The organism is Parabacteroides sp. PF5-9 (assembly GCF_029893105.1).
In the GTDB taxonomy this organism is placed as follows: domain Bacteria; phylum Bacteroidota; class Bacteroidia; order Bacteroidales; family Tannerellaceae; genus JARXWG01.
The window spans coordinates 159,974-172,639 of sequence record NZ_JARXWG010000005.1 but is presented as its reverse complement, the minus strand read 5'-3'; the positions used below and the strand labels follow the sequence as shown (position 1 = coordinate 172,639).

16 protein-coding genes and 1 tRNA gene are annotated in these 12,666 nt (G+C 33.7%); 7 read left to right on the top strand and 10 right to left on the bottom strand.

Annotation, left to right across the window (positions count from 1 at the left end):
* Positions 1-230: 230 nt before the first annotated feature.
* The 3 genes from M2135_RS04960 (at position 231) to M2135_RS04950 (ending at position 3,965) form a co-directional block, all read left to right on the top strand.
* Positions 231-1,259 carry an FAD:protein FMN transferase gene (locus M2135_RS04960; RefSeq protein ID WP_280747488.1) on the top strand — a complete coding sequence of 343 codons (1,029 nt, stop codon included), beginning with the start codon at positions 231-233 and terminating at the stop codon, positions 1,257-1,259.
* A gap of 346 nt (positions 1,260-1,605) precedes the next feature.
* Entirely contained in the window at positions 1,606-1,890 is a 285-nt protein-coding gene (locus tag M2135_RS04955; RefSeq protein WP_280747487.1) for a hypothetical protein, read from the top strand.
* Between the two features lie 779 nt (positions 1,891-2,669).
* The gene (locus tag M2135_RS04950) at positions 2,670-3,965 is read left to right on the top strand and encodes a phage integrase SAM-like domain-containing protein (RefSeq protein WP_280747486.1); all 1,296 of its coding nucleotides are present in this window, start codon (positions 2,670-2,672) and stop codon (positions 3,963-3,965) included.
* Positions 3,966-3,975: 10 nt separating this feature from the next.
* Here M2135_RS04950 and M2135_RS04945 read toward each other — a convergent pair whose 3' ends face one another.
* The 4 genes from M2135_RS04945 to M2135_RS04930 are packed head-to-tail and all read right to left on the bottom strand — an operon-like array spanning position 3,976 to position 6,747.
* A complete protein-coding gene (locus M2135_RS04945; protein WP_280747485.1) occupies positions 3,976-5,151 on the bottom strand; it encodes an AAA family ATPase in 1,176 nt (391 codons plus the stop codon).
* An 11-nt stretch (positions 5,152-5,162) separates the two neighbouring features.
* Positions 5,163-5,618, bottom strand: coding sequence for a hypothetical protein (locus M2135_RS04940; RefSeq protein ID WP_280747484.1), 456 nt, complete (start codon positions 5,616-5,618; stop codon positions 5,163-5,165).
* A gap of 14 nt (positions 5,619-5,632) precedes the next feature.
* A complete protein-coding gene (locus M2135_RS04935; RefSeq protein ID WP_280747483.1) occupies positions 5,633-6,166 on the bottom strand; it encodes a helix-turn-helix domain-containing protein in 534 nt (177 codons plus the stop codon).
* On the bottom strand, positions 6,163-6,747 hold the full coding sequence (locus M2135_RS04930; protein WP_280747482.1) for a hypothetical protein: 585 nt from the start codon (positions 6,745-6,747) through the stop codon (positions 6,163-6,165). Before M2135_RS04930 ends, M2135_RS04935 begins: the two co-directional genes overlap by 4 nt.
* Positions 6,748-7,022: 275 nt before the next feature.
* Here M2135_RS04930 and M2135_RS04925 point away from each other — a divergent pair, with 275 nt between their 5' ends.
* The 4 genes from M2135_RS04925 to M2135_RS04910 are packed head-to-tail and all read left to right on the top strand — an operon-like array spanning position 7,023 to position 8,391.
* Positions 7,023-7,373 carry a hypothetical protein gene (locus M2135_RS04925; RefSeq protein WP_280747481.1) on the top strand — a complete coding sequence of 117 codons (351 nt, stop codon included), beginning with the start codon at positions 7,023-7,025 and terminating at the stop codon, positions 7,371-7,373.
* Positions 7,370-7,927 (top strand): hypothetical protein, encoded by a 558-nt coding sequence (locus M2135_RS04920; RefSeq protein WP_280747480.1) that lies wholly within the window; start codon positions 7,370-7,372, stop codon positions 7,925-7,927. Before M2135_RS04925 ends, M2135_RS04920 begins: the two co-directional genes overlap by 4 nt.
* Before the next feature lie 10 nt (positions 7,928-7,937).
* Positions 7,938-8,087 carry a hypothetical protein gene (locus M2135_RS04915; RefSeq protein ID WP_280747479.1) on the top strand — a complete coding sequence of 50 codons (150 nt, stop codon included), beginning with the start codon at positions 7,938-7,940 and terminating at the stop codon, positions 8,085-8,087.
* A 46-nt stretch (positions 8,088-8,133) separates the two neighbouring features.
* Complete coding sequence (locus tag M2135_RS04910; protein WP_280747478.1) at positions 8,134-8,391, top strand: hypothetical protein; 258 nt, start codon at positions 8,134-8,136, stop codon at positions 8,389-8,391.
* Between the two features lie 100 nt (positions 8,392-8,491).
* Here the strand turns inward: M2135_RS04910 and M2135_RS04905 are convergent, their stop codons facing one another.
* The 6 genes from M2135_RS04905 to M2135_RS04880 all read right to left on the bottom strand — a co-directional run bounded on the left by M2135_RS04905 (position 8,492) and on the right by M2135_RS04880 (position 12,632).
* Positions 8,492-9,253 carry a DUF5712 family protein gene (locus tag M2135_RS04905; protein ID WP_280747477.1) on the bottom strand — a complete coding sequence of 254 codons (762 nt, stop codon included), beginning with the start codon at positions 9,251-9,253 and terminating at the stop codon, positions 8,492-8,494.
* A complete protein-coding gene (locus M2135_RS04900) occupies positions 9,253-9,723 on the bottom strand; it encodes a hypothetical protein (RefSeq protein WP_280747476.1) in 471 nt (156 codons plus the stop codon). Before M2135_RS04900 ends, M2135_RS04905 begins: the two co-directional genes overlap by 1 nt.
* 272 nt (positions 9,724-9,995) lie before the next feature.
* On the bottom strand, positions 9,996-11,024 hold the full coding sequence (locus M2135_RS04895) for an AAA family ATPase (protein WP_280747475.1): 1,029 nt from the start codon (positions 11,022-11,024) through the stop codon (positions 9,996-9,998).
* A complete protein-coding gene (locus M2135_RS04890; protein WP_280747474.1) occupies positions 11,014-11,370 on the bottom strand; it encodes a helix-turn-helix domain-containing protein in 357 nt (118 codons plus the stop codon). The genes M2135_RS04895 and M2135_RS04890 overlap by 11 nt, the downstream gene beginning before the upstream one ends.
* Positions 11,371-11,468: 98 nt before the next feature.
* Positions 11,469-12,413 (bottom strand): hypothetical protein, encoded by a 945-nt coding sequence (locus M2135_RS04885; RefSeq protein ID WP_280747473.1) that lies wholly within the window; start codon positions 12,411-12,413, stop codon positions 11,469-11,471.
* A 145-nt stretch (positions 12,414-12,558) separates the two neighbouring features.
* Positions 12,559-12,632: transfer RNA gene (locus M2135_RS04880), tRNA-Pro, on the bottom strand.
* Between the last annotated feature and the right edge of the window lie 34 nt (positions 12,633-12,666).

Here is a 12,666-nt window from a genome sequence, read left to right as displayed (position 1 = left end):
CGGTTTGATAAAGGTACAGGAGCGCCGAGCAGCTTTCGGTTACTACTTAATGGAATCAGTCTTGCCCAATGGTTCAGGCAGAAGTACGATGAGTTTAGGGAAATGTTAGGAATTAAGCCTAAACAGAAACCTCAAATAGGTAGAAACAAAGGTTTGGGTATGTAATCATGTCTATTTGTTATAATTCCTTATTACCTTTGCCGGGAGTAATTACTTAACAAAACGGGTAGATGAAAAAGTTTTTAGCATTCTTATGTTTTCTTGTGGCCTTATCTTGTACTAAGGAGGTGAAATACTACGAATCATTAGGCTCCAATCATACTTTCTATAAAATAAATTATGAATATAATAAACCTTTAGATACCGAAATAAAGGATATCTTTAAAAGATATTATAAATCCCTGAATCCATTTGACTCTACGTCAGTTATTTCGCACGTAAATAACAATAAGAAAGTGGAATTAGATTCTATTTTTATTAACACATTAAATAAGTCATTGTATATCTCGGATATAACAGAAGGATATTTTGATATCACATGTGCTCCTATACTAAATCATTGGGGATTTGGATTTAAAAATAATCCAGAAATAAGAACAAAAGAAATTGCTATTGACGTAGATAGTATACTTGAATTTGTGGGTTATAAAAAAATTAGCCTTGTAAATAATGAGTTGATAAAGTCTGATCCTAGAGTTCTTGTCAGCTTTTCCGGTGTTGGTGATGGGTGCGTTTGTGATATGATAGGTGATTTTTTTGATGAAATTGGTGTAATGAATTATATGATTTATGTAGGGGGAGAAATTTTAGTAAAAGGCAAAAACCCTAAAAACGAAAAGTGGTCATTAGGGATAAGAAAACCCGATGATAATATTAATAACCTATCATTGTTCAAATTACTTCAGACAGACCAAAGGTTAGCTGTTGCTACTTCTGGGGATTATCTTAATTATTATATTAAGGATGGAAAGAAATATGCACATACAATAAATCCAAAGACCGGTTATCCCGCAGATCAAGATATATTGAGCGCCACCGTTGTCTACAAAGAATGTCTTATTGCTGATGGTATAGCTACAGCTATAATGACAATGGGGCGAGATGAATTTGAAAAACACAAAGAGGCTTTAAGTTTTGTTGATTATTTGATAATTTTCTCTGATGATAATGGGAAATACTTAATGGATGCATCTCCCGGAATGGAGTTGCTATTAAAAAAAGACAATCTTTCTGTTTTGTATGAAGCAATAACTGACTAATATAAAATCAATAATTACAGTCTCTTCAACTCAAAACACCTGCCTAGTGACTAACCCTAAATAATAGCTTATGAGATATACTACCATAAAAGTAATATTTTTCCTTTTCTTGTTATTTCTTACAACCTCATGTGCGCAGATTGATACGATTTCTTCGGTGAATCATCTGAATTTATTGATGAAATCAAAAACTCTGATAGAAATGTGTCTTTTATTGATCTCGCAATCTAATATATATCATGGGCAAGTTATTTCAAGACTATATTATTCATATTATCATTTGGCGAGATTGATAAATATGAATATTTCCCATGATAAAGCAAGTCATAGCAAAACATGGAAGTCTATGCCTAAAATCATTCGTGATTTCGGGTTTAAAATGAAGCATTTAAGAGAGAAGTACGACTACGATCCTATTCCGTCTAATTTCTTTCCAAAAGAAGACTTTAATATAATACTTGAAAACAAGCCCAGTGCTGAACTGTTGATTAATGAAGTTGATGAAACTCTAGATTTTTGCTCTTTAATTACAGACGATGATATTAAAGAGTTTCGTTTAATTCTCAATGATATTCGTAATAAACACAACAATCTGTTAGCAGAAATTGAAAAAATGTCGCCCCATAAGTAGGGATGGAGTCTATATTATTTCAAACAAATCCAAAAACATTAATACTCCCCAAACAAGGGGCATGAATATTATTAAATACGTATTTTTTTTGTTTTTGTAGTATGGTGGTTGGGCAAAAAGAGTTACTGTGAATGCGAAAAACATTAATATAATAGACTCCCAATAAGTCTTTACGTAAAATTGTAGATGAATAGCACCAAATGTCATATAAATAACTAAGTAGCATAGACTTAAAAATGTAATTGCCACAGATGCGAACCTGTTCGTCCCTTTCTTTTTATATGCTAATATATGAACGTCAGGACTTCTTACAAAGAAAAATAAAGAGAACATGAAAAGTATGTTGCACCAAAAGAAAAGTCTACATATTAGGTTTTTCCCAACTTCAATTATATTTATATGTTCCATTAGTTCTTTCATTGGAGCAAAGATACTAAATTGCATTCTTGAAAACTCCACCCCAATTGGGTTTATCCGTTGACCCCTTTCTTTTCTTTCTATCCTTTTACATCCATTTCGTCAGTAATCCGTCAGTAAAAAAGAAAACAGCCATCTACTTTTTATCGTAAATGGCTGTTAATTAGCCGTCGGGATGACAGGATTTGAACCTGCGACCACACGCCCCCCAGAATCAAAAAAAGTCTTTGATTTTATTTGCATTTGTTTGATATTCTGTTGAATACGAAATCTTTGCTATTGCAAGATTGGACTTCATTTTTATACCTTTGTATAAATTCCGTCACGAATCCGTCACGCAAAAACGATACAAAGTATAAGATATGGCAAGTTTTAAATTTAGTCTTTACGCAGGAAATTCATCGCAAAAGGGATGCCCTATAAAATTAGTGATTCGCAAAAATAACGAACGAAAAGTGATTGCTTTGAATCTATACGCTCATCCCCATCAATGGGATGAAGATTTGCAAAGATATAAAACCGGGAGAGGTAAAGATCTACATCCCGATAGAACACAAAATAACGAATATCTGAATCGAAAAGAAGTTCAGGCACATGATATTGTTGAAGAGTTTGATCGCCAAAAAATAGACTGGACACTTACCCAGTTTGAGGATACATTTCTACATAAAACCTATCAATCCAATGTAAGTGAGTTCTTCACTAAGCTAGTTTCAGACCTGAAAGCAACCGGTCATGACGGGAATGCGGAATGTTATCAACGAACTTTAGAGATGCTCTGTATATTCGATTCTGAGTTTAATAAGCGAATTTTTAGTGAAATTAATCTCAAATACGTGAGGGCTTTCGATGTATTTTTACAAAAACCAAGAATCTCTAAATACAAAAAAGGAGGCCGAATAGTACAGCGAGAGGGATGTTGCGGAAATACCCGGAAGTATTATCATAAAGCTTTACGAGCAGCCTACAACAAAGCTATTAGCGAGGGCGATGCTGACGAACGCTTCTATCCTTATGGTGGGAGAAGCAAATTTGAAGTAAATAAACTAACTGAGACTACAGCAAAGCGTTATTTATCTGACAATTATATTGAAACAATCAAAACGACTTCCTGTGAGAACGTTCGATTAGAAATTGCTCGCAGACTATTTCTATTCTCTTATTATTGTCATGGGATTAGCTACATCGATATGGCATTATTATCCACCAAAAACATCTATGTCATCGACAATGATAAATACCTCGTCTACAAACGCTACAAACTACGGAATAATAACTCGACTAAACCGTTGTACGTAAAAATAACACCGGAACTGGAAGTCCTTATAGACTGGTTCAAGCACAATACTCTTTTAACCGCAGATTACCTTACTCCCTGTGTTACGAAAGATTATAGCCATTCAAAACTATATAGTCATATTAAGAATAGGCGAGGACGATACAACGATGCATTAAAGAGATTAGGTAAAGATCTTGGCATTGAACTCAATTTAACCACCTATGTTTCCCGACATTCTGTAGCCATGCGCCTGAGAAATAGTAATGTTTCCACAGACAAAATATCGCAAGTTCTCGGGCATGGAGATGTGAAAACGACCGAAGTATATTTGGATAGTTTTGGGAATAGGGTTATAGATGAAGTGGTGAGGGTGTTATAGAGTCATAATTTTATTTCGCATTCATTTTAAGTTTAATAAACGCTCTCATCATAGGATTTTTAAATGTATAACGAGAACTTCGCCCCTTGCCCAATTTTGTCAATATTTCTGCTCGATTCTTTTTTGTGAGTTCATTGATACAATAATGCAGATTTGAGTTGTTAGATGCTTTTTGTGTGATTTTATTATATTCTTTAACAATGTCACTGGTTGTGAATGAATTGAACTCATCTAGCTCGGAATTAGCACAAGCATATAAAATATTCTTCCATTTACCATTGTTGCTTGATGATAAAATAGCTGCCCTAAAAGTTATTCGCAATTGTTCAGATGTATTTTCAATACCTTTATTTATGGCAATATTTAAATATGGTTCGGAAAAATAAGTTTTATCATTTTCTATTAATTCTAAGCACCCATATTTGCATAACAAGTGAATATAATGTGGAAATCCTGAAGAAAATTCTATTATTTTTTCTTGAATAATCTTATCTATTTTTATATCGAGAAGTTTTAAACCATTGACTATTATCTCCTCACACTCTTCTTTTTTCATTCGCGGCATCTTTACCTGCTTTAGGCATCGTTCCAGTGATTGGTGGCTCCCTATTAGATCTTCTACGCTTTCTGCTATCCCCACTAATATAACCGTTGTGTTAATATTATTGTCAGATAGAGATTTTAACAGGTCTGCAAAAAAATATTTAGTATTTAAATCATCTATATTATCGAACTCATCAAATATAAACATTAATTTGTAATCATTTCCAAGATTATTCAGAATGTCAACAATTTGATTCGTTTTCAAGTCTGTATATGATGATATTAGACTTTTCATTGATACCATTTTGCTCTTATTCTGCGCATTAAATCCTATGCCATTTGTTGTTTGAGAGTACTGTATCTTATCAAATGCATCTTCCCAAAGAGAACGGAATGTATGTCTTCTATCACATGTGATTTTTACCGGATAAATATTAGTGTAAGATTTATACATTATATTTGCTAAGGAAGTTTTTCCCACTCCTCGCTCACCATATAAAATTGCATGTTGCCCTTTCTCATTTATAGCATCAATAACTTTCATGAGTTGATTCATTCTCCCGAAAAAGAAATCTTTTTCTTGAATTGGCTGTGTCGGGGAAAAAGCCTGATTTAAAATAGCCTTTCTTTGCGCCTTATCCATACTTGATTTTTTTATTGATCTGTCGTTTGGGTTAATTCAGTCATTGAAATCATAGGTAATGGGTATTCTGAAAGAGAACTAGACCCTGTTCTTGAAAAGATAATTCCACGCATTGTTCCTATTGCTACATTAATTAAGGTTGGTAAAAAGTCTACTTCTAATGCAAATGATGTGCTACTTTGTACTTTGATAAGCCTTTTTAGTTCCTTAATGTGAAATGTAAAACGGTTTTCCGCCTCTAATATTTGATTGTTTTTTTCTTCATAAATAATAGAAATGTTTATGTAAAACAAATCTTCTTCTAATTCATATGAAAAAAAGTATTTGACGATTACGTTGTATGGTAATTTATCTTCTTTCAAACTTTCCTGATTGCACTTAAAGTCTAAATTGTAATAAAACTTACAATCCTGTATTTTCTTTAAGCTAATACTAATTTCTTTAAAATCAGATTTTTTATTTTTCATATTTCAAAATATTACTAAAATACAATATTGATAGCAGGACTTTCTTTTGAACTCTCAAAATTTGCTGTACAAGCTAATTTATAGATAGTTGTACTGTCTACTTTTTTTATAGCTATTTTCTTTTCGGAGTCAACAAGCCCTATATGATCTTCGTTTTTGTATATTGATTTTTCAGGAAGAGTCTGTAGCTTAATGTTAAAAAAATTTTCCTTAGATGATTTATTATATAAATACTCAAAATCTTTAATAGCCTGTTTTATTTCTACTAAAGATTTTGTTTTTGTTGGCACATAAAAAATCTTAGTATCAAGAACAACACTTATTTTTGCAATAGTTTCTATTGTAAAATTATGAGTTCCTTTTAGCCACTTGCTAACCTCTGACTCTCTTTTTCCTAAAAGTTGAGCTAGCCGTTTTTGAGATATGTTATTTTCTTCTAAAACATCTCGAATTCTATCAGAAATATCAAATGACAGCGAAACAAATTCCTCTATATCTTTTGGTATTTCCTTTAATCTATCTTCGAGCAAATTTCCTTTTCCGTTCATTTTATATTAAATTTTAGACGTCCATTTATATTTTTATTCATAATTGTTGTAGTGCGATCTTTTAAGGATTGGTTGAGCTTTTCTTGAAGTTTCTTTAATTGTTCAACATATTGAGATAATATAGGACACTCTTGCCATTTTTTCACTTGCTTAACATCTCCATTTCCAATGACTAAGATAGAATTGGAGACGCGAATACAGTAAAGCCTCAATCGATTCCCTTCTATAGGTATGGCTCCAATACCGTCACCATATGCCCCTTCCGGTCTAAAGTAACGTTCTAATGCTCCGTTAGATATAATTTTTTTTATAGCAGCTAATATTATATTTATATCTTTCTCATATTTTGAACCAGGAGGAAATTTTTCTAAAAACTTTTCTATCTCAAGTTTTTCTCCATTCGTTCTGATCGAATAAATATTTACATTTTCATTTTCTAAATACAGTTCAAGTTCACACTCCACAACTTTACTTTTAAGTGAATTTTTCTCGCAAAGATAAAGAAGTTTTTTGAATCTAACAATTTTTCCTTGCAATAAGTTTACTTTTAAGTGAATTTTTAACGTTTTTGTTATTGCCAAATTGCGAATTTAAGTAAGAATTCGTATCTTTACGACAGAAAACAGACGGATTTATTCGTTAAACATATTGGATTAGTATTCACGGTATTATCCTTACCCGGAATCTGGTAAATTTCAATAGTGAAAGGATGATAAGCGAGAATGCTCCATGTCGTATAGGCGTGGAGCTACTGCTTATTTTTCACTATGGGCTTACCAGAGCCTCGGGTAGAATAAGATTTGTAGTTTCCACGTCTTCTTTTTTTGTCGTGGAACTCAAGTAAAAACAGAGAATCATGGCAAAAACAAATTCTATCCATCAGGAAAGCATTGAATTCATATCCAGCAATATCAATGCAAAGACAAGCGAAATCCCAAAATGTCTTTTGGAATACTGGTACGTACCAGAAGATACTGATGATTGTATAAGCATCAGTTCCCACTACTTCTTTTATCTCGCTTTCAAAACCTATTACAAAATATTAGGGAAAGAAATAGAGCCTTCCGGGTTTGAAAGGAGAGTCTTGTTCGAACAATTTCAAGTACTTATTGGCATTGCATTAGGCAAAGATAGTGGAGTTAGCTGTATTCCAGTAGATCTATTCGATTTTGACAATTATTCAAAACTAAATATTACTGTATCATGAAACAAATCCTACTATCCATCGCTCTTATATTATTTGCGACTTCTTGCACTGGAACAGACAATGTCTATAAAAATGCTGTTTTAGATTACTTGCAAACAGAAAATGGCATCAAGACTGATTTCAAGATTGAGTTCACTAAATTTGAGTTGTCAGATATTACCGTTGCCGACAGTATAACGATTCTTCAAGAACAGTATCAGGTTGAAAAGCAAAAGAAAATCGAATCGGCACAACGCTCTGTTACCCACTGGGAGAACGCTATCGAAAAACAACAAAAGAAAAAAAATGATATTTTTGCTGGAGTTTTAACTTCTACTTATCAGAAAGATTTGGAAAAAGCAAAAGAGGAACTACAGAAAGCAAATAACTGGACTGCTGACTATATTCATAGATATGACAATCGCACAGGTACAGATATTTTAGCCAAGAAAGTAGATACTTACTTTTCATTCCAAAATCCAAAGCTTGGACAACCAGTCCGACAAGAAATGGGGGCTGTATTTATCTTGTCTTCTGATGGTACTCAATGCTACAAAATGATAAAAGAAAAATAATCTGACCAATATGAAAACAATTACATCAACAGATTTCTTCAGGAAAACGAATTACTACCTAAAGGAGATAAACAAAGGAGAAAAAGTAATTATCCGCAGGAGAAGTGGAGAAATGTTTACCCTTATTCCTATACTTCTCGAAGCAAAAGAAGAGAAATAGATGTTTCAATATTATCAAAATATGTATTTTTATATTTTGTGAAATTATGCACGGAATTTATATCACTTTTGAAGAGACAGAAAATATACAGTCAATTGTGCGAACGCTCGAAATTGCCCTAAGCAATAACGGCTTTACTCGTGTTTCCGGCAATTTTTATGCTTGCGAGAAAGACGGACTCCGAAATACATTCATCTTCATGGAGTGGCTTAAAAAGGAGTCTGATTTGACAAACAGAATTAAGAGCATCCATGCTTTTCACTTGGACGATCTATCTGATTTCTCGGATGTAATTAAGGAATAAATATTTCGACAATCCTATATTATTTGTTTTGATAATATAGGATTGTCGTTTTCTATATTTCGTTAATATGGAAATATATATTTCTATAAAGTTGGAATACCTAACGACTCAATTTCCGTTTTCTTCGCTTATTATTGGCTTCTTCGACTTCGAAATTTATTGATACGATGCTACTCAAATGGCTTTCAATCGCTTTGTGAGATTTATTTTGCTCATAATAGAGCTTCTTTTTATCGTCAAAAGAACCATAACGGTTTGTTTGATGGGTAAATAGCAAAGACTTTTTTCGCTCATAGCTAAACCGTAAGTCAAAGGCTTTTTCGCTATTGAAAGAGAAATTAACCCGATTGAACCGCTGTTTATTATTGACATTTGGGTTCAAGGTTATTGTTTGGCTTTTATCTCTTGCCGAAACAACAATATGAACATGCATATCTTCTTTTGAATCTTTATTCTTCCGGAAATATTCTAACTTCCCGAACCAGACTAAATCATCAGCAGAGAGCTTTCTACCGTCTTTCAGATTAAAGTTTTGTGCATACAACTCCATGACATCACGAACATATTCTTTGAGCGCATCAGGATTGTTCTTGATGTGCTGTAGTTCTGATTTATCAGGAGCAATAACCAATGAGTGGAACTTGGGAGTTCGTTTTGATAGACCCTTTCTGTTCCCGTCTATCGCTTTGATCACTTCATAGCTTGTTATGTTATTCCGCTCCTGATTGAAAAACATTTCTTTTTCAATTAAAGGCTTGTCTTTATTCTCTTTATTCAGATAATTGACAAGAGCAGAGCATGAACCAGTATTGGCAAAAGAAGTTCTCCCATGAATGCCGGGACATATTACCTTAGTGTACATCAACTGAACATTTTCTTGGTTAGCTTTTCTTCTACAACTTTTGAGTGCTTGTTGATGGGATTTTTCAACTCTGCAAGTTCTAACAGTACTTTGGAATACTCGGTTGCTAAAGATTTTAAGGTTTGCGTATATGTCTTTTCAAAAGCTTCGCCAATCTTCTTACTTTGCTCTCGTAAGTCCTGTTTAGTCGTAGTATCTCTCAATTCTTGTGCTAAGGCGAGAAGTTCTTCCGATATTTTAGTTAGGTGCATTTTCTCTTGCTGACGCATCCATTTTCGGAAAGTCGCATCTAATTCCCTGACGGCTTGATAAGCATTCTCTTTATCATTGTATTTTATCTGTCCTCGTTTAAGAGCTGTTTTGATAAGTTCCTCGGTCGCTGTACTGATATTGTATTCTGAAAACTTTGCTACCAAATCCTTGAAGTCTGAGTGTGACGTTTCTGACACTCGTATTATCTTTTGTTTCATGACTAAATCTCTTATAATTAAACTGTTAAATTTAGAAGTAATTCAAATGTTACATTATCAAAGATTATGTAACTTTGAAAACTGCTGTAAATCTATGATTTAAGCCCAAGAATGTTACTTTGTAGCATTCCCCTCTCGCTAATCACTTCTTAAGGAATAACTTCAACCAAACATTAGGGAAAATGAGTTTTGAATAAAGTCTTGTTTTCCCTAATGTTATTCGGTTTAGAATGGGTTACTATATATATAGGGGGTATTAAACTAAACGCCTTTTAGTAATGAAAATCCTTATTGTATTCGTACTTTTTACCTATTTGGATTATCATTCTTTTATTGATAAGAAATTTCTTTAACCCTTTTGTCTTGTTGACGCCAAAATCAACTCCGGCAACCGCCTGATATGCTTTCTGTAATACTTCTATCAGCTGATTGTAACCGACTTGTGGAATTGACTCAAATGCCATCTCCAGAGCTTCTCTGTGTTCGGATTCTGAGAGTTCGTTGTAATCAAATCCTTTGCTTGGCTGTTTAGAGGTAGAATGGCTTTCTGTAAGTTCGGGTAGGGCATTTTCGTTTATACAGAAAGCGAAAGGGTTAAATTCAACATCCCGGACACTCTTCGGACTGACAACACTAATATTGCTATCATCTGTGGATTTGGTTACTTGCATAACAGTTTCAGCTTTATTGTTGAGTTCTGTGCCTAAATGGCCACGAGTATTTTCGTCCACTTTATTTAAGTGAATGACCGTATGAATATGAATTGATTTTTCGTCCGTCCATTTAAGAAGTTTCCCCATTATCTCGGTCGCTTCTGATGGACTGTTTATATCCAGTACTAAATCACGGATTCCGTCTATAATAACAAGGAATATCTCGGGATTGTCTTCAATTGCTTGTTCTATAATCTGTATTCGAACCTTTGGAGCGTATCTTCGTAGAGATAAGAATATAAAACTATCTTCTACTTCGGTCAATTCTTTGTCGGCAAGTTTCAAGATGCGTTTTGCAACCTTTATACAGTGAAAAGGACTTTGTTCTGTATCAACATATAGAATTTTCTGTCTATCGTTGGGTAGAAAGGGATAGTAGTTTAATACTGGCTTTCCCGATAGTAGAGAAGCTGTCATGGCAGATACATTAAACGTCTTTTTGGATTTGTCTTTGCCGGAACTGGCGGAAAAATTCCCTAAGGTGCAGACAATAGAATCTTCGACCATAAGAATAACTGGAGGTTCAGAAAATTCCTCGTTGATATTTAATCGAGCTTCACGCCAGTTGATCGGATTGTTATTTTCCATTTATTTTGCGTTTAGTCCGATTGTTCAACTCGCTTTCCAATCTCTCAATATGTTCCTTGACGGTTTCCTGTTTGTTGGATAATAACCATTTTTCAAGTTCCATTTTTTTGAATAGAACTCGACTCCCTTGACGGTAAAAGGGGATAGCATTTGTACATGTTTTACGGTAAAGCGTACTTTTCTTATAACCCGTAAAACGTGAGGCAATGTCGATTGACATTATTTCAGGGAATTGTGTCGAGGTATCACTCTTTTTTCCTAAAGTTTCTTGTAGATTTAGAAATTCCTCTACAGTAAGATAAATCAAAGGTTTTTCTTTGATTTCTTCAAAAGTCCTTTGTCTCATATTGCATTAATTTTGAGTATCTGTGGACAAAAGTATACTAACAGAATCAAAGGGCAATGAGATTTTCAGGAAGCTAAATAGGTCAAAAAACAACCGGTTTAATTCTTTGTTTTCCCTTGTGTTTTTGTTCGTTTTTTACCTATCAGAGATTTTATTAGGTCTGATTTCCTGGTTGTATGATTGGGGGCAATTTCAGTAGTGTAAATCTTGAAGTAATAAAGAAAATCATAAATGAAGTCATATCTTATCATATCGTGCATTTGAGGCATTTTATCTTGAGTCGGATTGTTCTTGATTTCTAAAACAAAGTCAATAATAAGAAGTGAAAATAGCGTCTCTGCACACTCTCGTTCAAAACTGAATGATGGTCTTCCTGAACTTGTTTTGAAATAATTTCGTTCTTTATTCACTTTCAATCCTCTGTCAATCATAAAATCAACGTGCTCTAACGTAAAATTCTCTACAACAATAGGAAATTCTAATGCATAGGAATTATGAAGCAAACGTATTTTTTCTTGTATAGGATATTTTGGATAACGTTTGTCTATTTCTTCCATACATTTCTTTACCCAATCTTCATTTACTCTATCTTCAATCTCTTGACTTATTTGTTCGCTGGGTTTTGCTATGTGGTGTAAATTATATTTTCTCATTTCAGCTTCAATGCCTGTCATTAAAATTCTCCGGTAATTATCGTCTGTGATATGGAACTTTCCTTTTCGTTTATTCGCATTATTCTTTGAGTTGGGGATTTTTACCGAAGGCAAGTTCCCCGGTAACAAGAGTAATCGATATTCTGTTAGGAGATGAAAGCAGTATATGAAACTATGGTCATCATCGTCTTTTGCCATATTCTGCTTTAGGCTGTATAGATGTTTGCCGTAATCAAAAAGTACTTGACTATAATTGCTTAAGAAAGGGAGTTTCTCAAGGTGTGGGGAAATTAAGGTTTCTTCGAAATGATTGAAGTTGTATAAATCCGGATGTTCATCCAAATAGTATCTTATTTTGCACAATTCTAATTTTTGCCACGTTGTCATCATGTTCACCTACGTTAATCTTTGTTATTTTTTCAAGTCAAAGATAAGTCAAAAATCAAGCAAAAACAAACCGAAAAACCGTCACGAATCCGTCACGCAAGCATAAAAAAAGACTTACAATTTCTTGTAAGTCTCTGTTAATTAGCCGTCGGGATGACAGGATTTGAACCTGCGACCACACGCCCCCCAGACGCGTACTCTACCGGGCTGAGCTACATCCCGCTTTTATGCGGTGCAAATTTACGATAAATTTTCC

Excerpts from the sequence above, each read along its gene's own strand:
- M2135_RS04895 (WP_280747475.1), bottom strand. The coding sequence starts at position 11,024 with ATGGAAAATAACAATCCGATCAACTGGCGTGAAGCTCGATTAAATATC.
- M2135_RS04915 (WP_280747479.1), top strand. The coding sequence starts at position 7,938 with ATGAAAACAATTACATCAACAGATTTCTTCAGGAAAACGAATTACTAC.
- M2135_RS04885 (WP_280747473.1), bottom strand. The coding sequence starts at position 12,413 with ATGATGACAACGTGGCAAAAATTAGAATTGTGCAAAATAAGATACTAT.
- M2135_RS04900 (WP_280747476.1), bottom strand. The coding sequence starts at position 9,723 with ATGAAACAAAAGATAATACGAGTGTCAGAAACGTCACACTCAGACTTC.
- M2135_RS04940 (WP_280747484.1), bottom strand. The coding sequence starts at position 5,618 with ATGAAAAATAAAAAATCTGATTTTAAAGAAATTAGTATTAGCTTAAAG.
- M2135_RS04960 (WP_280747488.1), top strand. The coding sequence starts at position 231 with ATGAAAAAGTTTTTAGCATTCTTATGTTTTCTTGTGGCCTTATCTTGT.
- M2135_RS04920 (WP_280747480.1), top strand. The coding sequence starts at position 7,370 with ATGAAACAAATCCTACTATCCATCGCTCTTATATTATTTGCGACTTCT.
- M2135_RS04925 (WP_280747481.1), top strand. The coding sequence starts at position 7,023 with ATGGCAAAAACAAATTCTATCCATCAGGAAAGCATTGAATTCATATCC.
- M2135_RS04890 (WP_280747474.1), bottom strand. The coding sequence starts at position 11,370 with ATGAGACAAAGGACTTTTGAAGAAATCAAAGAAAAACCTTTGATTTAT.
- M2135_RS04935 (WP_280747483.1), bottom strand. The coding sequence starts at position 6,166 with ATGAACGGAAAAGGAAATTTGCTCGAAGATAGATTAAAGGAAATACCA.
- M2135_RS04905 (WP_280747477.1), bottom strand. The coding sequence starts at position 9,253 with ATGTACACTAAGGTAATATGTCCCGGCATTCATGGGAGAACTTCTTTT.
- M2135_RS04955 (WP_280747487.1), top strand. The coding sequence starts at position 1,606 with ATGCCTAAAATCATTCGTGATTTCGGGTTTAAAATGAAGCATTTAAGA.
- M2135_RS04910 (WP_280747478.1), top strand. The coding sequence starts at position 8,134 with ATGCACGGAATTTATATCACTTTTGAAGAGACAGAAAATATACAGTCA.
- M2135_RS04945 (WP_280747485.1), bottom strand. The coding sequence starts at position 5,151 with ATGGATAAGGCGCAAAGAAAGGCTATTTTAAATCAGGCTTTTTCCCCG.
- M2135_RS04950 (WP_280747486.1), top strand. The coding sequence starts at position 2,670 with ATGGCAAGTTTTAAATTTAGTCTTTACGCAGGAAATTCATCGCAAAAG.